The organism is Mariniphaga sp., assembly GCF_041687215.1.
Lineage (GTDB): Bacteria > Bacteroidota > Bacteroidia > Bacteroidales > Prolixibacteraceae > Mariniphaga.
Genome location: NZ_JAWLCI010000078.1, coordinates 1 through 22228 on the forward strand (window position 1 = coordinate 1; position 22228 = coordinate 22228).

Genomic DNA, 22228 nt, shown 5'->3' on the forward strand with positions numbered 1-22228 from the left:
AGATCGCTTGCTCAGGCAACTAAAGGAACGCCACATAAAACGGCAATACGACATAGGCCTCTGTTATTCAAAACAATAAATGTGTCAAAGTAGAACTAATTGATTACTTCCTTTTGGATGATAAAATGTTATACGGTGTTTTTTTAAGTGAAGGTTATGAATAATATTTTTTAGCATTTGAATTATTTTATTAAACCGTTTTATCTGGTCTTCATAATATAAATTTCCGACAACTGCTTCCTGCACAGTTTGATTTTCAAGAATGGTTTCGAATGCTTCCTTCAGATAAAGTTGAACATCAGCGTCTGCTTTCAGAATTATCTTTTCCAGATTTGTTGTGTAATTCAACAAGTAAACAATATCTTCAAAATCTTGACTGGTTCTTGGATCGTTGAAGCCACGGTCATAAAATGCATCGAATTTGGCTGCCAAAAACCAGGGCAGGCTTAGAATTTTTACTTGCACTTCATCGAGTTGCGCGGTTTGCAAATGGTGGAAACCAGGCTCAAACCAGCGGTTTGCAGGCGCCCATCCTACTGGCTGTGTGGACATAACATCCACTTTAATGTCCTGAAAGCGGAAACGGCAAATTACATTGTCTTCCGATGTTTGAAAGAATCCTTTCTTTGTGAGCGACAGACGAATTTTTTCCAGTTCAGAAAAAGTGGCTATGTGAAGGCTGATATCCACGTCTTTGGTGGGACGAACATCATCGGCTGAAGGATCGTCAATATACAAACTCACCACGGCGCCACCCACAAAAACCACCTGCGCATTTAATTCACCTAGTGCAGTTGCTATGGTTTTTACGGCTTGTTTATTAAAGAGGGTGTTCTTCATTGAATCCTTCTTTTAAATTCTTCGATGGCAATATTTTTTTCGCGGACTTTTCCCACCCGCAAACTATCGCACAATGCCATAAGCTGATAAAATTCAGCATCCTTTAGACAGGCTTCCGGGACTTTGGGATGCAGCGGTTCAATAGCCTGTCCACGTACTTTACCTTCTCCGTAAGGCCATACAAAAGGTTCCTCGCTGACAATTACATTATTCAGTGGTGGTGCGGAGTGCGCCGTTGGAATACCGCGAACCAGCGCACCCGGTTTCTGCGGATATACGTAACGCAGACCAAACGTGAGAAAATCCAGCAAAGCCAATTTCATCAGCTTTTTTTTATCCGGAAATATTAGCCCGGCAATGGCGGACCGGTTAAGGCTTTCGCTTACCTCGCTCGCGCTTATACCCAATTCGTACGAAAGGTCTTTCATAAGCCATTCGCGATTTCCCCTGGCTGCTATTTTTAATAAAATAACAATATCGTGAGGCCGCATTCCGCTGTGTTTCTTCATATAATTCTCTTTTACGAACGAACAATATACAAAAGATTTTTAATTCGCGATTCGCGAATCGCGAATTTATTTACTAACGAACCTGAGAAATCCATGTTTTTTATATCTTCTAAAATCTAATTATTAGATAATACACCCCATTTTAATTGGCCGACTTTCTATAATTTTTTCCCTATTTTTACCGCAAAACGAAGAATATGAAATTAGTTTTTGCAACAAATAACCAACACAAGCTAAAAGAATTACAGTCCATTTTGGGGGATCATTTTGAATTGCTGAGTTTGAAAGACATTGGCTGTTTTGAAGAAATACCGGAAGAACAGCCGACGTTGGAAGGCAATGCCCGGCAAAAAGCTATTTTTGTGTATGAAAAATACGGCTATTCCTGTTTTGCTGACGACACCGGTTTGGAAATTGAAGCGCTGAATGGAGAGCCGGGAGTTTATTCAGCGCGTTATGCCGGCGAAACCAAAGATCCGCAGGCCAACATGGACAAGGTTTTGGCCAACCTGGAAAATGAAAAAAACCGCAAAGCCCGCTTCCGTACCGTTATTTCGCTGGTTTTGGATGGAAATGAAAAACAGTTTGAAGGGATTGTGGAAGGGGAAATCACCAAAGAAAAAAGGGGCGGTTCTGGTTTTGGCTACGATCCCATATTTTTACCCATCAGTTACGACAAAACCTTTGCTGAAATGGATCTTTCAGAGAAAAACAAAATCAGCCACCGGGCACGGGCAGTGCAAAAACTGGTGGAATATTTGAAAACACTGGCTTAGCCGGCAAACAGTATTCCTGATTTTAACTACTTTCGTTTTATGAAATCAGGCAACGCATGAAGAAAAAAGAAATCCTGCTTCTGTTTTTGGTGACCATCCTTGCATTTTGGCAGGTTGCCTTTTTGCAAAACGGCATGAAATGGGATTTTGTGGATGCCTTTTTACCGTCGCGTTATTTTTTTTCGGAATCGATTCTGAACAACCAATTTCCGCTCTGGAATCCCTACCTGCTTTACGGAACGCCCATTTTTGCCGACCTGGTTTCGGTTTTTAATCCTGAATTCTGGATTGTGGGAAATTTGTTCGGCTATTCCAATATTACGCTGCAGTTCATGTTTCTGGTTTATATTTCTATTGCAGGAGTTTCGTTTTTCTGGTTTCTGAAACAATTTGATTCTGACCAAAAAATCTCACTTGGTCTTTCAGTTGCGTACATGCTTTCCGGGTTAACTGTCGGTAATGCCCAGCACCTGGCATTTGTTGCCGGATACGCCATTTTGCCTTATTTGCTTGGAAGCTATTTTAAATTCATCCGGCAATTCAACCGGCCAAATCTGGTGCAACTGGCCATTTCGCTTTTTCTCATGGTTTACGCCAGCTATCCCGGACTAACCATAATTACAGGATATTTTCTCCTGTGCATTTTTATTTTCAATTTGGTTGCTAACCGAACTGATAAAAGCTACCTGAAAAAAGCGCTGATTTATAATTCGTTTTTGGCCGGAATTGTGGTTCTTTTCAGCGCGGTTTTAATTGTGGCTTATTTTCAGAGTGCGCCGTTTTTGAGCCGGTACGGTGGGTTAACTTTGGAACTTGCCCACAAACATCCGTTTTCTATAAAATCGGTTTTGTCGTTTTTGCTGCCCATGGCAACAGGCGCCGATGCACAGTTTTTTGAAACCGATGCTTCCATGTCGAACGGCTACTGGGGAATTATCAGTCTGGTATTGTTCCTGTTTGCCGTCACAAAAAAAGTCAGGTACAAAGAATCTTACGTTATTTTATTTTTTGGAATTATTTCGTTGCTGGTTTCCTTTGGCGACCGGTTTTTCCTGCGCGAATTTTTGTACCGCTATTTTCCGCTGATGAACATGTTCCAGTATCCCGGCATTTTCAGGGCATTTACCATTTTCGGATTTTTGGCTTTTGCAGGAATTAATTTGAAAATAAATGCCTTCGCCCAGATTGATCGCAGGCGACTGGTAATCATTTCAGGCTTGATAATGGTTTTCCTGTTGATTTTAGTTGGAAATGCAGTTACCAAAATTGTTGACTTTGTGTTTTTCGAAGAAGGCAAAAGTTTCACCGGAAAAATTTTGGAAGCCAAACGTTTTGATGCTGTTATTTTACAAGGAACTATTCAGCTACTCATTTTACTGGCATTTATTTTTTCAGCACTAAAAATTAAAAATAACAAACATTTTGCAACGGTACTTCTTGTTTTATTTATTTCAGATGGAATTATTGCAACCCAACTCAACATTCATTATACGGTAGTTAGTGAAGTTAATCCGGTAAAATTTCATCAATATCTGAAATCGTCGCCCAAAGGTTTTCCGGTGCCGGAATTGAATCCGATTGGAGAAAACTCTGACCGAAACGCCCAAAACGAATTCATTTGGATGAACAATAATGTATTTCCGAAAAAAGTAACTTTTGACGGACTGGTTTCCTTCAAACTTGACGGATACGCTGATCTTTCCGACAATCATCCCAACTTGCTGGAAGCCATTAAAAAAGAACCTGTTGTGTATTTTTCAAATGATGTTAGGGAAAATTCAGCCATTGAAAATTTCAAATCGAACACCGTATTTTTGGCAAAGGAAGATTATCAAAAATTGAAGGGAAATATTTTTGGTTCAGACAAAAACGATTTGCTGACAATCAGCGATTTTTCTCCCAAACAAATCGAAATTGAAACGCTCACCACTCATCCGCAACTGCTTGTTTACCAGCAAAATTATTTTACCGGATGGAATGTTTTTGTAAACGGGGAAAAACAGGAATTGCTGAAAAGCAATTTCGCTCACATGGCAGTTTTGGTTCCAACGGGAGAACATACTGTTCGATTTGAATACAAAAATCCATTGGTCATAATTGCCTTCGGTTTTAGTTGCGCTGTATTTCTCATGTTGATTGGGTTCTCCATTTTTTATTTCATCAAAAAAAATCCGGAACGTAAAAAGCAGGTTTTGGTTATTGTAATTTCCGGCGCTGTTCTTTTTTTAGCCGGAAGTTTCATCAACCGCTATTTCTACAAAAAAAACAAACTTGGTCTGGCGCCTGAAATAGCCGAAAAAACAGAACAGTGGAAAGAAAAATATGACGACATCAATATTCTGGTTAGTACTCATCTGAACGAACTAAAAAATTCAACTTCTGCCGATACCGTATTTTTTGTGGATGAAAAAACGAACATTCCTGAGCTCAGCCAGTTTCTGATGAAATCTGAATCCACTTTTTTTGGATTTGGCTGGCAGAATGGTTTTATCAGCAATGAACTTTTTGAATTGATTTATTCGTTTTATCCTGAAGTTATCGAGCAGAAGAAAGTCCGTAATTCAGGATATTTGCTGCTTGAAAAAAACAATGAAAATCAACACTATGCGATTTTTCGTGATTTTGAACCGGAAGATTCCCCTGAATGGAAAAAAGAACCGTGGCGCATCAGAAAAAATAGTAAAACGGGCAACCATAGTTATTTTTACGATGTAAACGGTGAATGGGGAACTACCGTTGAAATTCCGGTTGATAAAGAATTGCTAAACCTGGAAAAAATTACTGTTCTATCTGATTTTCAATTTGAAGAAGAGGTAAAAGAAGCCTTACTGGTTTTAACAACGATCAGGGATGGGGAAACACATCTTTACCAAATTTCAAAAATTAACCGGTTTGCCCGCGAACCGGGAAAATGGTACAGAGTAGCTTTCCCGGTTAAAAACCCTGATTTGCAGGAAAGGGATGTTATTCGGGTTTATTTCTGGAATAAAAACAAAGCGCAATTTCAAATTGATAATTTGAAAATAAAGTTCGGGATTTCAGAATAATTAATTGTAACCGGAAAAACGGATGAAACAAACTGATTTTTTAAATTTGCCGGAAGGTTGCCGGTTAAAATAAATATTCAGGGCAATCGTTTTAAAATGGAGCTTATTTCGGATAGAGTCGGAAGAGCCTCAAAAACAGTTCATCTATAAAAAGAAAATGCAAAAAATTGTATTAACAGTCGTGGTATTATTTTCAGTGTTCTTCTCTTTTGCCCAAAGGGAAAAAGGAAGCTGGCAGGATTATTTATCGTTTGTAAACGCCACAAAAATTGCCGTTGCACCCAATAAAATTTACTGTGCCACCGAGGGCGGACTGATGTATTACGATTTGGAAGACAACAGTATAAACAAGTTCTCGGGCATTTCACAACTTTCTGATTTTGGAATTAAAACCATTGCGTACAGTACCGAAAATAATGTGTTGGTTGTTGTTTACAATAACTGCAACATCGATTTAGTATATGACAATAAAATTCAAAACCTCTCCGATATTAAACGAAAACAAATAGCCGGAAAAAATATCAATCGTATATCATTTTATGAAAATGAGGCCTACTTGTCGTGCAGTTTTGGCATTGTGGTTTTAAACCTTGAAAAACAGGAAGTAAAAGACACCTATATAATTGGTCAGGGCGGGACTAACCTGAATGTAAACGACACAGAATCAGATGCCAATTATTTATATGCAGCAACCAATACGGGAATTTTCAGAGCCGACAAAAACGGAACCAATTTACTGGATTACAACAGTTGGTCGCGCATTGAAAACATACCCCGCAATTTTAACAAATTCAACCATTTGGTAAATTTTGGCGGGAAGATTATTGCCAATTACACACCCGAAGAGTGGTACGAAGATAAAATGTACATTTTAAACGGCGACACCTGGCAACTTTATTTACCTCAAATCAGGTTTGCGTTTGACATGCAGGTTAACGGAAATTTACTAACAATTGCAAGCCGGGATGTTGTTTTTATTATTAACGAAGAACATACGCTGGTTAAAAGGATTGATAAATATCTGTTTAACGACAGTCAGGTTTCGCCCATTACACCCAAAAGCGCTGGAGTGGCTGCTGACGGTTCGGTTTGGGTTGCCGACACGGACCAATCGCTGGTGAAAATTTCAGACGAAAATTATGAATCCATTAATCTTCCCGGGCCAATCAGTAACGAAATATTCTCCTTAACCCAGTCGAAAAATGAGTTGTGGATTGCTCCCGGAAACAAGAGAGGATTTGAACGACCAAGGTTTCAACGGCTCAGAAACAATGAATGGCAACATTTTACAAAAGAAGACAACCCGGAATTGGATGGATTTTTCAACATTATAAAAATAGCCGTTAATCCTTCAGATGAAAATCATTTTTTTGCTGCCAGTTGGGGAGGCGGACTGCTTGAATACAGAAACGAAACTTTTGTTCAACGTTATACCAATCACAACAGCATTTTGGAGACAGCTTTGCCTCAGCAACCCGACGAGCCTTATGTTCGAATTGGAGGTATGGATTTCGATTCGGAAGGAAATCTGTGGATGACCAATTCTGAAGTGGCCAAAAATCTGGTGAAATTAACTCCCGACGGAAATTGGGAATCATTTGCGCTGCCTGAAATTGCCAACAGGTTCAGCATCGGGCAATTGCTGGTTACCCAAAACGACGATAAATGGATTTTGCTACCAAGCAGTAACGATGCTTACGTTGTGGACAAATCTGCCGCCAGCAAAAAAAGGCTGCTAATTACATCATATTTCAACAATGGTGTTCATGAAGAATTCAATCGAATGAATGATGCTTATTGTATTGCCGAAGATTTGGACGGGGCCATCTGGATTGGAACATCAAGGGGTGTTGCGGTTTACAACAACCCGGGACGCATTTGGGATGCTGAAACATTTTATGCCATTCAACCCAGTCTCGATTTGGGAGACGGACTTTACCACCCGCTGCTTGAAACCGAAACAGTTACAGCCATTGCAGTTGACGGAGCCAACCGAAAATGGCTGGGAACAACCAACTCGGGCGTTTACCTTGTTTCAGAAAATGGTGAGGAAGAAATTTTACATTTTACTACTGATAACAGTCCATTGCTTTCAAATAATATTACTGATATTTCCATTAACCAGATTAACGGCGAAGTTTTCTTTGGCACCAGCGAAGGGCTTGTTTCCTATATGGGCGAAGCCATTGGCGGGAAAAAAACTTATGCCGAGGTTTATGTTTACCCGAACCCGGTGCGCGAAACCTGGGACGGTCCGGTTACCATAACAGGACTTATTGAAGACACCGATGTAAAAATTACCGACATCAGCGGAAACCTGGTTTACCAGGGAACTTCGCTGGGCGGGCAAACCGTTTGGGATGGTAAAAACCTGAATGGAAACCGGGTAAGAACAGGAGTTTACCTGGTGTTTTGCTCCGATAAATTTGGCGAGGAAACGCATATTGAAAAATTACTTTTTATCAACTAAGCATGCTGGTCGCTTCCCAGGGAATTATCCTGCATTCCATTAAATACGGCGAAAATGCTGTAATCATAAATATTTATACGAAAGAATTTGGCCGCCAGGCTTACATTTCAAATGTTTCCCACGGTAAAAAGACGAAAAACAAAACCGGATTTTTGCAGCCCCTGTTTTTGGTTGACTTGGTAGCCTACCAAAAAGATACCCGCGAAGTGCAGCGCATTAAAGAAATTAAAAACCAGCCCGTTTATCAGAATATTCCTTTCGATGTTACCAAATCTACACAAGCCATTTTCCTGGCAGAAATACTTGGAAAAACTCTGCGCGAACAGGAAAGCGCGCCGGAAATGTTCGAGTTTATTCAAAATTCCCTGCTCTTTTTCGACTTGGCTGAAGTTGGAGTGGCTAACTTTCACTTATGGTTTTTATTTCGGCTTACCGAATATTTGGGATTTTTTCCAGATACAAAAAAAACCGGTTTCGAAGACTGGTTCGATATGCGCAAAGGAGCCGTGGTACCTCACGAACCGCCCCACCCTTTTTTCTTTCATAAAGAAGCCACAGAAAAACTTATTCACTTATCTTCACTAAAACTGCACGAACTGGGACAATTAAAAATTTCGCGGGAAATGAGAATATACCTCACATCGAAACTTACCGAATATTATCAACTGCATTTTGAGCACCTGGGAGAAATTAAGTCGCTTAAAGTGTTGCACGAAATTTTCAGCCTCTGAACACCTCCGCTTCATACGTAAAAAGTTCGGCGGTTTTCCAGCCGTCCCAGCCCAATCCTGCTTTATCACGAGCGCAATGCCCCAAAAATTCTTCCAGCGTCCATCCGGTTTTTTGTGCAACCTGGGGTAAAAACGTCCCTGAATTCAATCCTTTTTTAATGTAAATTCCGTGTTTCCCCAGTTCAATTTCATCAACCGACTTTATTTTTTTTAAAGGGGCCAATACTGAAATTTCTATCTCCAAATTATCCAATTCATCTTTTTGCAGGTTTTCGAATCGGTAATCGCAGGCTGCTGATGTGGCCATACGCTGCACCAGGTCGTTTAGTGTTTCGTCTTTGGCAAAGTTGCCGATGCAACCGCGTAGTTCATTTTTAACGTAAACACTCACAAATACTCCTGCACACTGCTTTAAAATTCCGCTGGTTGCCGGAGGTTCAGGAGAACTCCGTTTTCCGGTTTCGAGAAAATGAATAATCGAATTCCGGGCTTTATCAAGCAATTCCTTCTGTTCCTCTTCAGAAACAAAAAACGGTTTTCCCTTGTCATAAACTGCAATGGCCCAGTAACCCACAACACGGTCTTTATCGCCATACATTTCAGCATCGCCAGAGTTTTGATAGTCAATTTTTATATACTCCAGATTTTTATTTTGCGTTAAATAAAGTAAGGTTAAAACTGAAGTCCATCCGCAAAGTGAGGTAGCCAGATGACTGATTTTCTTCCGTTTATTCTCGTCCAAAACTTTCAATAACTTTTTGGGATTGTTGCTGCAAATGGCTTCGGCGGTTTTAAAATCATTTTTAATGGCATCGTTATATTCCGGATAATGTGAAAAATCGGTACTGATGACAAACAGGTTTTCAGGCGTGAAATAAGGGGCAAGTGCTTTTGCAATTTTTTCTGCGTCAGCCGGATTGTTCGTACCCAAAATAACCGGGACCAGTAAAAATTTGTTTTTCAGTTTGTATTGCAGAAAGGGCAGTTGTACTTCAAGACTGTGCTCATGCTCATGGGCTTCATTGTAATCGCGGAAAATTTCATCCGATTCAATCAACTCCCTGGCCAGTTCAGTGTCAACTTTTATTTTCCCCAACGGCGTTTTGTAATTGCCCGAAATAAAAACCGCGACCCCGCCAAAAAGAAACTGGTGGCTGGAGGCCAAAACAAATACCCGCTTGTAAGTTGTATTTTCGGGAATCTGATTAAATGCAGAGGCAGCTACTTTTCCGCTAAATACATATCCGGCGTGTGGAGAAATTAATGCCTGCGGAGGTTTTTGAGGCTTTTCAGTTTTTTTTGCTGCTGAAAATAATTCACTTAGTTCTTTTTTCAGGCTACCTTTTGTTCCGGGGTAAAACTTGCCTGCAACAAAGGGTTCTCTGTTTTTTAACTTTTCAAACCCCGAATTTTCCATTTTAAAATACTTTTTCTAATTCAAGTTGAAATCCTCTTTTAAAGGAAGTGTAAACCAAACAGTCGTTCCTTTTTCCGGAATGCTGTCAATGCCAATTTTGCCACCGTGATGTAGTATAAATTCTCTGCAAAGAATAAGACCCAATCCGTTTCCCTGTTCGTTTTGCGTGCCTGGCGTAGATACTTTTTGATCAATTCTAAAAAGCTGTTCAATTTTACTCTGGTCCAGTCCCACGCCACTGTCTGCCACTGAAATTTTTACGGTATTGTTCAACACGTCTGAAGAAATAAAAATCTGCCCACCAACCGGTGTAAACTTAATGGCATTAGAAACAAGGTTTCTGAAGATAAGTAGCAGCATATTTCGGTCGGCAACAACAAATTGCGAACCTACGGTTGAGGTCAATTTAATTTTTTTGTTTGTGGCGATTTCACCCGAGCTTTTCAGAATTTCCTTAATAATTGAACTCAGGTTGAGTTTTACAGGATTGAACCTGATTCCACCGCTTTGAGACCTGGCCCACTCCAGAAGGTTTTCAAGTAATTCGAGCGAATTTTTGGTAGTGTTTTCAATATCACCCAGAAACTCACCGATTTCCTGATCACTAATGCTATTTCTATTGTTAGACAGAAGCTGTACAAAACTGAGAATAATTCCGAACGAGCTATGAAGATCGTGTGAAATAATTGAAAAAAACTTATCTCTGGCAACCATCTCTTCTTCAAGCTGCATTTTTATCTCTCTGTATGCCAAATGGGTTTTTACGCGAGTAAGCAACTCAATTCCAACAATGGGTTTTGTAATGTAATCAACAGCTCCCAATTCAAAACCGGCAATAATATCTTCGGTTTCATTTTTTGCAGAAAGAAATATTACCGGAATATTTTTTGTTTCTTCGTTCGCTTTCAGTTTCCTGCATACTTCAAAACCGTCCATGCCGGGCATCATAATATCGAGCAAAATTAAGTCAGGTTTAATGCGCGCCACTGTATTCAAAGCTTGTTGCCCGCTTGTGGCAACTGCCAGTTCAACATCGGTTTTTTTCAATAAGGTACCCAATACCTGAATGTTTCTGGGAACATCATCTACTATTAAAATAATTGGGTTTTTCTTTCGCAGTAGTTTCTCCGTTAATTCTTTCATTCATGCATTTATTTGATACAGGAAAAATCTTTTCACTTTATTATCCAAATATACTAATTCAATCAGTTACCTAACAGATAATATTTTCAGTTTTTTAAAATCAAAATTCAATTTGGTTGAATTTTCCATTAAATTCGAATGATAATTCAAAACTGTATCCAATGAACTCAAAGAATCGGCTATTTTATTTTTTTCTGCTTTTTGTTGCAACAGCGTTTATCACAAGTTGTGCAACCCAGTCTGTTGAACAAATTTCTGATCCACCCGGATTTTTGAAAGGTTTATTACATGGCTTTATCATTCTTTTCAGCTTTATTGCCAGTCTGTTTACTGATTATTCAATATATGCTTTCCCCAATTCCGGGGGATGGTACGACTTTGGATTTCTGCTTGGTGTAATGATTTTCTTTGGAGGAAGCGGCGCCGGCTCCAGAAGGTAAATTTTATTAACGGTTAAGTACCGTTGCAAACAAGGGTCTGTGCAAAACTTAACGGCAAAAACAAACTTTGATGCCATGGTTTTACATATATTTGCCTTCATATTTAAAAAATAATTCAAAAAAAATTGAGTTTTTAAAAAGGGAAAAACATTTGGTAAAAATGAGAATACCTGAAGAGTTTAAATTTTAATGTGATTTAAAAATAAAAAAAATGAACCGTATAATTTTAGTTGCAATTGTTTTAGGTTTAGCCTTTGCTTCGTGTAAATCTAAAAAAGAACTGGCTCAATCGCCATACACAACCGATCCCGCCACTCAGCCAAAAGTGTTTACCGTGCCGGCAAGTGACACACAAACACAAACACAAGCTCAGCCACAGGTAACACAGGAACCGGCGCAAACAAACAGCGAACCTGTTGCCATGCGCAAAGAGCAGGTTTCGTTTACCACACAGGAAGACAAGTCGCAAAATGAATCCAACAACTTTTTTGTTATTTTGGGTTCGTTCAGTCAGTTAAATAACGCAAAAAATTACCGTGAAACACTTTTAAACAAAGGTTTTACGCCAATAATTCTGCACAGCGAAACAGGTTATTACCGGGTATGTGTAAATTCGTACCAGAGCGAAAATGATGCACGAACCCGTGTAGGACAAATTCGCCAAACGTATCCTGAATATTCGGATGTTTGGTTATTGATTAAAGATTAGTTCTAAAAAAAAATGAATGGAAAAGTCGCATTTATGCGGCTTTTTTTTTGCTACGTACATTTTTCCCCATGCCATTAAATGAACATTTTATTGAAAATGAGTATTACCTTTGTAACCCAATTAAAAATTGGGCTACAAATATTAGTAGGTAAACAATGAAATACGATAAGAAACAGAAACTACTGGACCAGCGGTACCTGAAAATGGCCATGATTTGGTCTCAAAATTCATATTGCAAACGCAGACAAGTTGGTGCACTAATTGTAAAAGACAAGATGATTATTTCTGACGGATACAATGGTACGCCTTCAGGTTTTGAAAACATTTGCGAAGATGAAAATAATAAGACCAAACCATACGTTTTACATGCCGAGGCAAATGCCATTACCAAAGTGGCAAAATCAGGGAACAGCAGCGAAGGCTCAACACTTTATGTAACATCTTCGCCCTGCCTCGAATGTTCGAAACTAATCATTCAGGCCGGAATAAAACGTGTGGTATTTACAGAAAGCTACCGGCTCGAAGATGGAATAAACCTGCTTAAAAGAGCCAATATTGAAGTTAAACAAGTGGAACTGGAAACATTAGAAGACGATTAAATGAATAAAAAAACACTCATAATAATTCCTTTACTGATAGCCCTTTCGGTGGCTGCCGGTATTGTTATAGGAAACCTGCTGCGGCAAAACAGTCAGCCCATTTTCAGCCCCATTGGTCATGCAAAACCGAATAAACTTAGCACAATTCTTAAGCTGGTTGAAAGTGGCTATGTTGACAGCGTAAACACCAGCGACATCATTGAAAAAACCATACCCGAAATTCTGGAAAACCTTGATCCGCATACGGCTTATATTCCAGCCCAAAACATGCAGGAAGTTCAGGAGGAAATGCGTGGAAATTTTTCCGGAATAGGAGTTCAGTTTTCCATTCAGGAAGATACGGTTCGTGTAATTGAAGTGATTTCCGGCGGACCTTCGAGTAAAGTTGGTATTTTACCCGGCGACCGTATTATTACCGTTGACGACTCTCTGATTGCCGGTGTTGATGTTCAGAATGCAACCGTTTTGAACCTGTTGCGCGGAGAAAAAAACACCAAAGTTAATGTGGGAGTTGTAAGAAAAGGTTACAATGAGGAACTGGAGTTTGAAATCACCCGCGACGATATTCCCCTCATCAGCGTGGATGTTTCGTATATGATTAATGAAGAAACCGGGTTCATTAAAGTAAACCGTTTTGCAGAATCAACATACAATGAGTTTATGCAGGGAATGCTAAAACTGAAACAATCTGGTGCTGAAAAATTGATTGTTGATTTGCGCCAGAATCCCGGAGGATCGCTTTCCAGTGTTTTGCAAATTGTTGATGAATTTTTGGAAAAAGGTGAGCCCATTTTATATACTGAAGGTTTAAACCAACCGCGAAAAACCTACAATGCCTCGGGCAGAAATACCTGGAAAGATATAAAAGTGTACGTTCTGATTGATGAATTTTCGGCATCGGCCAGTGAAATTTTTGCCGGCGCCATTCAGGATAACGACCGCGGGCTGGTCATTGGCCGCCGTTCGTTTGGCAAAGGCCTGGTGCAGGAACAAATTCCGCTGATGGATGGGTCGGCCATCCGATTGACCGTCGCCCGGTTTTATACGCCAAGCGGCAGGTCAATTCAAAAATCATACGAAAAAGGAAATGATGAATATTTCCACGACCTTTATTCGCGTTTTAGCCACATGGAACAGTTGTCTGCTGACAGTATTCAGTTTAATGATTCATTGAAATATCAAACCAAATCGGGCCGAACAGTTTATGGTGGGGGCGGAATTATGCCCGATATTTTTGTACCAGCCGACACGAGTGGAAATTCAGCATATTTCGACAAAATTCATCGCAAAGGTCTGATTTATACTTTTGCTTATACTTATGCAGACAATAATCGTGAAACGCTTTCGCAATTTGAAAATGCTGAAGCAATTGATGCTTATCTGAACAACAAAAATGTTTTGAATGAATTCGTTAATTACGCTCAGGAAAAAGGAATTCAACGCGATGCCAAAGGATTGAAGCAATCGCAGGACATTATTAAAACCCAGCTAAAAGCTTATATTGCACGGAATATTATTGGCGAAGAAGGTTTCTATCCCATTATCCGTCAGATTGATAATACCATGCAGAAAGCAATAGAGATTTCGAAAGAAAATTTGCTGGTTGAAAATTTGGTAAAAGACAGTATCAGATAACCAGATTATGCATTTTCTCCGGGCAAAATAATACGAATACTTTTTCCCCCAGCTTCAACCAGATCACCTGGCCTGAGTTTGGCCCGTTTCCGAAATTCCGGGTGGCCATTCAGAAAAACCTCACCGGCTTCAACCATCGTTTTGGCATGGCCTCCTGTTTCTGCAATACCAAGCAACTTGAGCAGCTTCACCAATTCAATGTATTCAGAGTTGAGGATAAATTCGTGCATTACAAATTCAGTTTTTGTTTGATGTTTTGAGGAATAGCCTCTTTATGAACCATAATCGCCACGGTTTTTAGCCGAACGTAATCTTCAGTAAGATTCAGGTATCCGCCAAAATTGTTGCTGTCGGCTCCCCACGAATTTTTAGTATAAAAGCCTAATTGGCCAATTTCGTCTTCTGAAAGTCCTACTACGTGCATCAAATGGTCGTCAGTAGTTGAGCGGTTGTAAAAAGTTTCCTGCCTCATTTCCTGGGTCACTTTCCCTTTCTGATTTTCCGGCAAATCGGCAATACCCTTATTATGACTAAATGCTTTTTCGCTGGTGTCGCCATCCCAGCAAACGGTAAAATCGTTTTCGAGCGCATGAATCATAACTTCTACCAGTTCATCAACGGGCAGGTTGTAATACAACGCGTGCGACCAATTGTCCGGAACTTCCAGTACAAAAGGTTTGTAAAAGGGGTGGTGGGTATATGAAGTAAGTTCCACAAATTCATCGGGATCGATTTTAAACTTCTCACGAAATTCTTCCGGCGTAAACCGTCCTTTCCCGGTTTTTATTTTTTTGGGAAGTTCGCCCAAATGGGTTTTCAAAACAGAATCGAGGGTTTTGATTTCTTCCACACTGAAATCCTTCCGGTTACTGTTCATTTCATCCACTTTTTCCCGAAGTTCTTTTGCCAAACTGCGATGCTGGTGCCGGTCGTCCACTTTTTTCCCGGGAAAAGCATCATCTGTTACCATTCCTTGCACACGCAAAACATCCATTACATCATGCGCCTGGCCACCCTGCCCAAAATTGTTATTTCCGTGAAAAAGCAGGTATTTTTTTGCTTTGTTCATATACGCGTGGTACACAAAATACATTTCCGACAGGTCGGTTTCGGGATAACCTGTTCGCAAAATTTCTGACTCCAGAAAACTGGTTGCCGTAAAACTCCAGCAGGTTCCGGTGCTTCCCTGGCTGATAACCGGAGAATGATCGACTACTTTGCGAAGGGTAAAACCGCCCGCGCCGTCGTTTGCCCATGCAGGCAAAACAAACAAAATGGTCAGCATAAACAATGAGGACAACAACTTCATAAACTTTATATTTTTATTCAAATTTAAACTCTTCTTTTACCTTTTTAGGCAATTTGGCTACAATCAACCAATACGATTCATCGATTAATTGCTTTAGCATTTTATCAGAAATCGAACCATCTATCTGAACGGTGTTCCAGTGTTGTTTGTTCATGTGATAGCCGGGCCTGACGGCTGGAAAGTGTTCGCGAAGTTCTATATTCTTTTCAGGATCGTTTTTCAACGCAACCGCAAAATCGTCCACCAAATCGGTGAGGCAGAACATTTTTCCGGCGACCTTAAAAACCAGTGTGCTTTCATCAAAAGGAAAACTTTCAGTCACTCCTTTTTTCGCCATACAATATTCTCTGAGTTCCTCTATGTTCATGGTAGTTTTTTACATGGTAGGATAAAACGCGTCTTTAAAATGTTCAAGTTCATGGCCTTGTTTGAAGAAGATAACCGTAATCACATCGAACCGGGTTTCTGTGTGCAGGTCTTTTTCAAAAATGTAAGCCTCGGCAGCTTCCACAATGCGTTTGATTTTGGCGTTTGTAACCGCTTCAGAAGGGTGTTCATAGCGAATTCCGTTGCGCGATTTCACTTCTACAATCACCAGTTGCTCACCGTCCTGCGCCACAATGTCGAGTTCCAGATGACCGTAGTGCCAGTTGGTATCTTTGATTTTGTAGCCCAGCTTTGAAATGTACTGCTGTGCAAGTCCTTCGGCAATTTCTCCTATTTCTTTTGTTGAAGCCAAATTTAGTTTTTAGTTTAAAGTTCAAAGGTTAAAGAGTCTGAAAGGAGTTTCAGGGTTGATTCCTGTTCATTTACATCGAGTTCCCAGCGTTGCCCAAAAGCCAGCGCCAGATTTTTTCCATTGTGCCCCGCCGGGAAATCGTAACACACCGGAAAGTTATATTCTTCCACCGCTTCGGCAACAATTTCGTGGATGGTCTTTCCGAAGGGCGATTCATTGTCTTTCATGTCGGTGAAATTTCCAAGCACCAGGCCGGCCAGGTTATCCAGTTTACCACTCAGTTTCAATTGGTGCATCAGCCGATCGGAGTGGTATAAAAATTCATCGATGTCTTCCAGAAAAAGGATTTTCCCATTGGTGTCCAGTTCACAGCGTGTACCCTGCATGCTCGAAATAATGGAAAGATTTCCACCCACCAGTTCGCCGGTCGCTTTTCCTTGCCGATCGCCTTTGGCAGCCGGAATCGTGTAGAACGCTCCTCCTCCTGTCAGCAACTGCATCAGCGATTGCAGGTTTTCGCTGGGCTGCCCTTCCTTATCGAAAAAATAGCGGGGCATGGCGCCGTGAATGGTGGCCATCCGGTTGCGATTGAGGCACGAATGTAAAATGGTAATGTCGCTGAAACCCACAATCCATTTCGTGTGTCTGAACAGTCCGTCGTAATTGAGTTTGCTGATGATGCGCACTGTGCCGTAACCTCCGCGTGAACAAATGATAGCAGACGTTTCCGGGTCGTCAAGCGCTGTTTGCAGGTCTTCCAAACGTTGTTGATCAGTTCCTGCAAATTGAAAATGGCTGGCAAAAACATGCCGACCCAGCTCCACCCGATAACCCTGGTCAAGAAGCCAATCCACCGCCGGAAGCACATACTTTTCCTTCACTTTCCCTGCCGGGGAAACAATGCGGATTTTGTCGCCGGGTTTTAATGCAGGTGGAACAATCATAGTTTAATTTTTTCAAATCAAAGATACCTCAATTTGAGCAGAAAAAACCTGCTGCGGATCATTTCGTTCGGTTAATGATTCCCAAATAGCTGAAATTGTTCGTTTTGGAACTTCGTTGTAAAGCACTTTTCCATCGAATTCAACGGTAACTTTTTTGTCCAAATCCATCATTTCATCGTTCAGAAAAATGAACAGGGTTTTCACCTTTTCTGCTTTTTCAATCCGAATGGTTTGGCCTTGCCTCGAAACAACCAGTTCGGCGTCTTTTTGCGCCTCATCTGCCGGAACACCCAGCCAGTAAAAACGGTTGTGGGTGACGCTGCTTTGTTTCCAGACCACTTTTTCGGGCCGGGGATTTCTGTTAAACTGCGCCATCCATTCAATAGCCGCAGTATCTTTTCGCTCCATCCAGTGGCCCAGTCCCTCGTGAATCTGCACATCGTGAATGTAACCCTGTGGATCGTTTTGCTGAAGTTCAACCAGTTTTTCGCCCCATTCCTGTGCCACCTTGTTCCTGTTGTAAGCCGCATCTTCAGCTCCCATGTGCAGGGCAAAAGGCAGGTTTCGCAACCCCAGCGGCGAGGCGTCATTGGGATGCCCGGCCATCATGGCGGCAGCGGCAAACCGATCGGCCATGCGCGGCGCAAGCTGGTAAACACCGTCTCCACCGGCAGAATAACCGGTCAGGTAAACCCGGTTGGTATTGATGCCTTCAAACACATCGGCCAGTTGAATGAACAGGTCAAAAAGGTCGTCCACGTGCGACTGGTGCCACATATTCCACGAATCGGTGGGAGCGCGAGGGGCCATGTAAATGCCTTCCGCCGGTTCGTACAAGTCGATCTGGTTTTGCCACTGGCGGTTATTCATTTCGGGCCGTGTATTGCCTCCGCCGTGCATCGAAATATACAGGCTCCAGCCCTCAGCCGGTTTCTGGCCAAACTTTTTGTACCTGAATTGCAGTTCATAATCGCCTAAAACCAGGGTGCTGTCGTTCCACTGTCCGGAAAATTCTTCCTTTAATTTATTCTGAAAAAAAGGATACACCAATTGAATTGCAGCCTCTGCCTCTTGTTTCGAAAGTTTTTTCTGTGCAAATGGCTGATTCAACAATTCCTCTGTTGAACCGGAAGATTCTGCCAGCCATTTTTTCAGCGAATCAAGTTCACCGGACTCCTTTTGACACGCATTAAAACCAAGAAACAAAACGATTAAAATCAAAAAATATCTGTTCATACAAATTTAAATTTACCGAAGAATTTGAAAAAGCTCCTCCACATCATCTGCCCAAAAATCGGGATCGGTTTTTTGCAACTCTTCCCTTTTGCCAAAACCATAAGAAACAGCAATGGTTGTAAGGCCGTTCTCCTTTCCGCCCTCCATGTCGAAAACCGTATCGCCTACCATCGCCATGTTTTTGGATGGCGCCAGTTGCCGCGATTCCAGCAAATGTGAAATGATGGTGGTTTTGGTGGCATGATCGCCTTTATAATCGGCGCCTTTCAATTGCACAATGTATTTATCGAAACCAAAATGTTCGCTAATCTGCGCCGCAAACTTCTCCAGTTTGGAAGTAGCAATAAAAAGCTGTTTCCCGGCAAAATGCAGCTCTTCCAGCATTTCAGAAACCCCCGGATAAGGGTCGTTTTCAAACAAACCATGAACGGAATAATACTCGCGGAAATATTCCACCGCCAGTTGGGTGTTGCGCTCATTTAACCCAAACAGGTTTTTGAAACCATGTTGCAGGGGCGGACCAATAAATCCATCGGGTAACTTACCGTTAAACCCATCTACTTGCATTTTATCCAGTGCATATTTTACAGAGGCTGCAATGCCTCGCGTATTGTCGGATAGCGTTCCGTCGAGGTCGAATATAATGTGGGAAAAATTATTCATGCCGGCAAAGATACAAAAGTGTGGAAATGAGAGGTGAGATGAATCCTGATGTTTCAAATTTTTGTACTTTTGAGAAAATTGAAATAAGTATGGCATTCGAAACTATTGACATAAAAAATAAAAAAGGATTTCAGGCAATTAACATCCCGAACCGGATGAAGATAAATGACGACAAAGTTTATCTGAAAAAAGTCGGTCATGCAATCCACATTATTCCATACCACAATCCGTGGCAAAACCTATTTGAAAGTCTGGAATTATTTACCCCGGATTTTATGGACGAAAGAAATCAGCAAGGTAATCAACCCCGCGAATCATTTGAATAATGGAATACCTGCTGGATACAAATATTTGCATTTACATTATTAAGAAGAAACCTGAAAAAGTATTTAAAAAATTCACGGAAATGCCTTTTGGCTCTATTGGAATATCTTCCATTACTCTGGCAGAACTTCAATATGGGGTAATGAAAAGTTCCAACCCTATAAAAAACCAGGATGCACTCGAAAAATTTCTGACTCCCCTTCAAATTTTTAATTTCGGGCATGACCAAACAATCATTTACGGAAAAGTCGTGCTGATTTAGAAAAAAAAGGAACTCCAATCGGACCATTGGATACATTAATTGCCTCACATGCCATAAGTCTTAATCTGACTTTGGTAACAAACAATGAAAGAGAATTCAAAAGAATCCCTGAATTATTGGTTGAAAACTGGATTTAATATTTGGAAACCCATCCAACTGTTTCCCTCAAATCCACTATCTTTGTGCCCTTAATCAAAAAAGTACCATTTTTTAGCAAAAAGATATTTAACATGGGGGAATTTAAACGGACTTTGATTACCACAGCGCTGCCTTATGCCAATGGCCCGATTCACATTGGCCACCTGGCAGGGGTTTATGTGCCTGCCGATATTTATGCGCGCTACCTGCGCCTGAAAAACGAAGATGTTTTGCTCATTGGCGGCTCCGACGAGCATGGCGTACCCATTACATTGAAAGCTAAAAACGAAGGCGTTACGCCGCAGGACGTAGTTGACAAGTTCCACGCAATCATAAAAAAATCTTTCAAAGACTTTGGAATTTCATTCGATGTATATTCACGTACCAGCGCTGAAATCCACCATAAAACGGCTTCTGAATTTTTTAAAAAAATGTACGACCAGGGGCAGTTTATCGAAAAAACTTCGGAGCAGTATTACGACGAAGAAAACCAGCAGTTTCTGGCCGACCGGTACATCATTGGCACCTGCCCGAAGTGCGGGTTCGAAAAAGCTTATGGTGACCAGTGCGAAAGCTGCGGAACTTCACTCAGTCCGACCGAGCTGATAAACCCTACCTCGATGATTAGCGGCAACCAGCCGGTACTTAAAGAAACCAAACACTGGTATCTGCCGCTCGACCAGTACGAACCTTGGCTGCGCGAATGGATTCTGGAAGGCCACAAAGAATGGAAACCCAATGTTTACGGGCAGTGCAAGTCGTGGATTGACAGCGGATTGCAACCTCGTGCCGTTACCCGCGACCTCGACTGGGGTGTGCCCGTGCCGGTAGAAGGCGCCGAAGGGAAAGTGCTGTATGTTTGGTTCGATGCACCCATCGGATACATTTCTGCTACCCGCGAACTTACTCCCGAATGGGAGAAATACTGGAAAGACCCCGAAACACGTTTGCTGCATTTTATCGGCAAAGACAATATTGTTTTCCACTGCATTATTTTCCCCTGCATGCTGAAAGCAGAAGGTACTTTTAATGTGCCCGATAATGTGCCTGCCAACGAGTTTCTGAACCTGGAAAACGACAAAATTTCCACGTCGCGGAACTGGGCGGTATGGCTGCACGAATACCTCGAAGAATTTCCGGGAAAAGAAGATGTGCTGAAATATGTACTGACAGCAAACGCTCCCGAAACTAAAGACAACGATTTTACCTGGAAAGATTTTCAGGCGCGGAACAACAACGAACTGGTGGCCATCCTCGGAAACTTTGTGAACCGGGCGCTGGTGCTCACACAAAAATATTTCGAAGGCAAAGTTCCGGCTCGGGGCGAACTTTCGGGTTACGACAGGGAAACGCTGGCTGCCATTTCAATCCTAAAAAGTGAAGTGGAAAAAAGCCTCGACAGTTTCCGGTTTCGCGAAGCGCTGAAAAACGCCATGGACCTGGCACGGCTGGGCAACAAATACCTGGCCGATGAGGAGCCATGGAAAATTTGGAAAACCGACCCCAAACGGGTGGAAACCATTCTGAACGTGAGTCTGCAAATTACAGCAAACCTCACTATTTGCCTGGAGCCCTTTCTGCCTTTCAGCATGGAAAAACTGCGCGGATTTCTGAATTTCGGCAAACAGGACTGGAGCCAGTTTGGGAATACAGACCTTTTGACTGCCGATCATAAGGTGAACACGCCCGAATTACTGTTCGAAAAAATTGAAGACAACGTAATTGAAGCCCAGTTGCAAAAGTTACTGAACACCAAAAAAGCCAACGAACTGGCCGAAGCCAAAGCTAAACCGGCCAAAGAAAGCATCGAATTCGACGATTTCGGGAAAATGGACATTCGCGTGGGAACCGTAATCCAAGCCGAAAAAGTGGCCAAAACAAAAAAACTGCTGAAGCTGAAAATCGATACCGGATTTGACAAACGCACCGTGGTTTCGGGCATTGCAGAATATTACGAACCGGAAGATTTGATTGGTAAACAGGTTTCCATTTTGGTGAACCTCGAACCCAAAAAACTACGCGGAATTGAATCTCAGGGAATGATTTTGTGTGCCGAAAATGCCGACGGAACTTTGTCAATTGTTACACCGGACCAGCAGGTGAAGAATGGTTCTGAGGTGAAATAAAAACTGAAGTCCTTCCATTCACCGGATGACTCGATGTTATCCGATGAATAAAATACAACAAAAAAGCCTTCCCCTGTTTTGTGCAATGGGACACCGTACTTATGTTTCAATTTTGAGAAGTCGGGACTGCAACTCTGTTGGCTGAAGAATTTTTGTTTTAACCTGCTTTGA

The 22228-nt window shown here is 41.4% G+C and carries 23 protein-coding genes; 12 read left to right on the top strand and 11 right to left on the bottom strand.

Annotated elements, in window-relative coordinates; genetic code table 11:
• Positions 1-84: 84 nt before the first annotated feature.
• Positions 85-840 (bottom strand): nucleotidyl transferase AbiEii/AbiGii toxin family protein, encoded by a 756-nt coding sequence (locus ACESMA_RS19165; protein ID WP_372950479.1) that lies wholly within the window; start codon positions 838-840, stop codon positions 85-87.
• A complete protein-coding gene (locus ACESMA_RS19170) occupies positions 837-1349 on the bottom strand; it encodes a hypothetical protein (protein WP_372950480.1) in 513 nt (170 codons plus the stop codon). Before ACESMA_RS19170 ends, ACESMA_RS19165 begins: the two co-directional genes overlap by 4 nt.
• A gap of 197 nt (positions 1350-1546) precedes the next feature.
• On the opposite strand from ACESMA_RS19170, the gene ACESMA_RS19175 reads away from it, so the two are divergent.
• From ACESMA_RS19175 to recO, 4 genes are all read left to right on the top strand, one after another.
• On the top strand, positions 1547-2125 hold the full coding sequence (locus ACESMA_RS19175; protein ID WP_372950481.1) for a non-canonical purine NTP diphosphatase: 579 nt from the start codon (positions 1547-1549) through the stop codon (positions 2123-2125).
• Positions 2126-2181: 56 nt separating this feature from the next.
• On the top strand, positions 2182-5172 hold the full coding sequence (locus ACESMA_RS19180) for a hypothetical protein (RefSeq protein ID WP_372950482.1): 2991 nt from the start codon (positions 2182-2184) through the stop codon (positions 5170-5172).
• A gap of 157 nt (positions 5173-5329) precedes the next feature.
• Positions 5330-7642: a hypothetical protein gene (locus ACESMA_RS19185; protein WP_372950483.1), complete on the top strand. Its 2313-nt coding sequence runs from the start codon at positions 5330-5332 to the stop codon at positions 7640-7642.
• Positions 7643-7644: 2 nt separating this feature from the next.
• Positions 7645-8373, top strand: a complete 729-nt coding sequence (recO, locus tag ACESMA_RS19190; RefSeq protein WP_372950484.1) for a DNA repair protein RecO — start codon at positions 7645-7647, stop codon at positions 8371-8373.
• Here recO and amrB read toward each other — a convergent pair.
• Both amrB and ACESMA_RS19200 read right to left on the bottom strand, forming a co-directional pair.
• Positions 8363-9790 (bottom strand): AmmeMemoRadiSam system protein B, encoded by a 1428-nt coding sequence (gene amrB / locus ACESMA_RS19195; RefSeq protein WP_372950485.1) that lies wholly within the window; start codon positions 9788-9790, stop codon positions 8363-8365. The two genes, recO and amrB, sit on opposite strands and share 11 nt — an antisense overlap.
• A 15-nt stretch (positions 9791-9805) precedes the next feature.
• Positions 9806-10933: a response regulator gene (locus ACESMA_RS19200; RefSeq protein WP_372950486.1), complete on the bottom strand. Its 1128-nt coding sequence runs from the start codon at positions 10931-10933 to the stop codon at positions 9806-9808.
• A 161-nt stretch (positions 10934-11094) separates the two neighbouring features.
• Between ACESMA_RS19200 and ACESMA_RS19205 the strand changes: the two genes are divergently transcribed.
• From ACESMA_RS19205 to ACESMA_RS19220, 4 genes are all read left to right on the top strand, one after another.
• Entirely contained in the window at positions 11095-11373 is a 279-nt protein-coding gene (locus tag ACESMA_RS19205) for a hypothetical protein (protein WP_372950487.1), read from the top strand.
• Between the two features lie 211 nt (positions 11374-11584).
• Positions 11585-12082 carry an SPOR domain-containing protein gene (locus tag ACESMA_RS19210; protein ID WP_372950488.1) on the top strand — a complete coding sequence of 166 codons (498 nt, stop codon included), beginning with the start codon at positions 11585-11587 and terminating at the stop codon, positions 12080-12082.
• Between the two features lie 155 nt (positions 12083-12237).
• Positions 12238-12681, top strand: a complete 444-nt coding sequence (locus ACESMA_RS19215; protein ID WP_372950489.1) for a deoxycytidylate deaminase — start codon at positions 12238-12240, stop codon at positions 12679-12681.
• Entirely contained in the window at positions 12682-14316 is a 1635-nt protein-coding gene (locus ACESMA_RS19220; RefSeq protein WP_372950490.1) for a S41 family peptidase, read from the top strand. It begins immediately after the preceding gene.
• Between the two features lie 5 nt (positions 14317-14321).
• Here ACESMA_RS19220 and ACESMA_RS19225 read toward each other — a convergent pair whose 3' ends face one another.
• The 7 genes from ACESMA_RS19225 to ACESMA_RS19255 are packed head-to-tail and all read right to left on the bottom strand — an operon-like array spanning position 14322 to position 19264.
• Complete coding sequence (locus ACESMA_RS19225; RefSeq protein ID WP_372950491.1) at positions 14322-14546, bottom strand: RNA-binding S4 domain-containing protein; 225 nt, start codon at positions 14544-14546, stop codon at positions 14322-14324.
• Complete coding sequence (locus tag ACESMA_RS19230) at positions 14546-15625, bottom strand: C1 family peptidase (protein WP_372950492.1); 1080 nt, start codon at positions 15623-15625, stop codon at positions 14546-14548. Before ACESMA_RS19230 ends, ACESMA_RS19225 begins: the two co-directional genes overlap by 1 nt.
• 13 nt (positions 15626-15638) lie before the next feature.
• Complete coding sequence (locus ACESMA_RS19235) at positions 15639-15992, bottom strand: MmcQ/YjbR family DNA-binding protein (RefSeq protein ID WP_372950493.1); 354 nt, start codon at positions 15990-15992, stop codon at positions 15639-15641.
• A 9-nt stretch (positions 15993-16001) separates the two neighbouring features.
• Positions 16002-16364, bottom strand: a complete 363-nt coding sequence (locus ACESMA_RS19240; protein WP_372950494.1) for a YraN family protein — start codon at positions 16362-16364, stop codon at positions 16002-16004.
• A 14-nt stretch (positions 16365-16378) separates the two neighbouring features.
• On the bottom strand, positions 16379-17308 hold the full coding sequence (locus ACESMA_RS19245) for an LD-carboxypeptidase (protein WP_372950495.1): 930 nt from the start codon (positions 17306-17308) through the stop codon (positions 16379-16381).
• A gap of 12 nt (positions 17309-17320) precedes the next feature.
• Entirely contained in the window at positions 17321-18544 is a 1224-nt protein-coding gene (locus ACESMA_RS19250; RefSeq protein ID WP_372950496.1) for a hypothetical protein, read from the bottom strand.
• 12 nt (positions 18545-18556) lie between these two features.
• Positions 18557-19264, bottom strand: coding sequence for an HAD hydrolase-like protein (locus tag ACESMA_RS19255; protein ID WP_372950497.1), 708 nt, complete (start codon positions 19262-19264; stop codon positions 18557-18559).
• A gap of 32 nt (positions 19265-19296) precedes the next feature.
• On the opposite strand from ACESMA_RS19255, the gene ACESMA_RS19260 reads away from it, so the two are divergent.
• The 4 genes from ACESMA_RS19260 (at position 19297) to metG (ending at position 22057) form a co-directional block, all read left to right on the top strand.
• Positions 19297-19533, top strand: coding sequence for an antitoxin (locus ACESMA_RS19260; RefSeq protein WP_372950498.1), 237 nt, complete (start codon positions 19297-19299; stop codon positions 19531-19533).
• On the top strand, positions 19533-19793 hold the full coding sequence (locus ACESMA_RS19265; protein ID WP_372950499.1) for a type II toxin-antitoxin system VapC family toxin: 261 nt from the start codon (positions 19533-19535) through the stop codon (positions 19791-19793). Before ACESMA_RS19260 ends, ACESMA_RS19265 begins: the two co-directional genes overlap by 1 nt.
• A gap of 26 nt (positions 19794-19819) precedes the next feature.
• Positions 19820-19930, top strand: a complete 111-nt coding sequence (locus ACESMA_RS19270; protein ID WP_372950500.1) for a hypothetical protein — start codon at positions 19820-19822, stop codon at positions 19928-19930.
• 93 nt (positions 19931-20023) lie between these two features.
• Positions 20024-22057, top strand: coding sequence for a methionine--tRNA ligase (metG, locus tag ACESMA_RS19275; protein ID WP_372950501.1), 2034 nt, complete (start codon positions 20024-20026; stop codon positions 22055-22057).
• The last annotated feature ends 171 nt before the right edge of the window (positions 22058-22228 follow it).

Bases quoted from the DNA above. Each gene is read 5' to 3' on its own strand.
- ACESMA_RS19175 (WP_372950481.1), top strand. From the start codon at position 1,547: ATGAAATTAGTTTTTGCAACAAATAACCAACACAAGCTAAAAGAATTA.
- ACESMA_RS19265 (WP_372950499.1), top strand. From the start codon at position 19,533: ATGGAATACCTGCTGGATACAAATATTTGCATTTACATTATTAAGAAG.
- ACESMA_RS19170 (WP_372950480.1), bottom strand. From the start codon at position 1,349: ATGAAGAAACACAGCGGAATGCGGCCTCACGATATTGTTATTTTATTA.
- metG (WP_372950501.1), top strand. From the start codon at position 20,024: ATGGGGGAATTTAAACGGACTTTGATTACCACAGCGCTGCCTTATGCC.
- ACESMA_RS19200 (WP_372950486.1), bottom strand. From the start codon at position 10,933: ATGAAAGAATTAACGGAGAAACTACTGCGAAAGAAAAACCCAATTATT.
- ACESMA_RS19215 (WP_372950489.1), top strand. From the start codon at position 12,238: ATGAAATACGATAAGAAACAGAAACTACTGGACCAGCGGTACCTGAAA.
- ACESMA_RS19245 (WP_372950495.1), bottom strand. From the start codon at position 17,308: ATGATTGTTCCACCTGCATTAAAACCCGGCGACAAAATCCGCATTGTT.
- ACESMA_RS19230 (WP_372950492.1), bottom strand. From the start codon at position 15,625: ATGAAGTTGTTGTCCTCATTGTTTATGCTGACCATTTTGTTTGTTTTG.
- recO (WP_372950484.1), top strand. From the start codon at position 7,645: ATGCTGGTCGCTTCCCAGGGAATTATCCTGCATTCCATTAAATACGGC.
- ACESMA_RS19260 (WP_372950498.1), top strand. From the start codon at position 19,297: ATGGCATTCGAAACTATTGACATAAAAAATAAAAAAGGATTTCAGGCA.
- ACESMA_RS19235 (WP_372950493.1), bottom strand. From the start codon at position 15,992: ATGAACATAGAGGAACTCAGAGAATATTGTATGGCGAAAAAAGGAGTG.
- ACESMA_RS19165 (WP_372950479.1), bottom strand. From the start codon at position 840: ATGAAGAACACCCTCTTTAATAAACAAGCCGTAAAAACCATAGCAACT.
- ACESMA_RS19210 (WP_372950488.1), top strand. From the start codon at position 11,585: ATGAACCGTATAATTTTAGTTGCAATTGTTTTAGGTTTAGCCTTTGCT.
- ACESMA_RS19185 (WP_372950483.1), top strand. From the start codon at position 5,330: ATGCAAAAAATTGTATTAACAGTCGTGGTATTATTTTCAGTGTTCTTC.
- ACESMA_RS19205 (WP_372950487.1), top strand. From the start codon at position 11,095: ATGAACTCAAAGAATCGGCTATTTTATTTTTTTCTGCTTTTTGTTGCA.
- ACESMA_RS19225 (WP_372950491.1), bottom strand. From the start codon at position 14,546: ATGCACGAATTTATCCTCAACTCTGAATACATTGAATTGGTGAAGCTG.
- ACESMA_RS19180 (WP_372950482.1), top strand. From the start codon at position 2,182: ATGAAGAAAAAAGAAATCCTGCTTCTGTTTTTGGTGACCATCCTTGCA.
- amrB (WP_372950485.1), bottom strand. From the start codon at position 9,790: ATGGAAAATTCGGGGTTTGAAAAGTTAAAAAACAGAGAACCCTTTGTT.
- ACESMA_RS19250 (WP_372950496.1), bottom strand. From the start codon at position 18,544: ATGAACAGATATTTTTTGATTTTAATCGTTTTGTTTCTTGGTTTTAAT.
- ACESMA_RS19220 (WP_372950490.1), top strand. From the start codon at position 12,682: ATGAATAAAAAAACACTCATAATAATTCCTTTACTGATAGCCCTTTCG.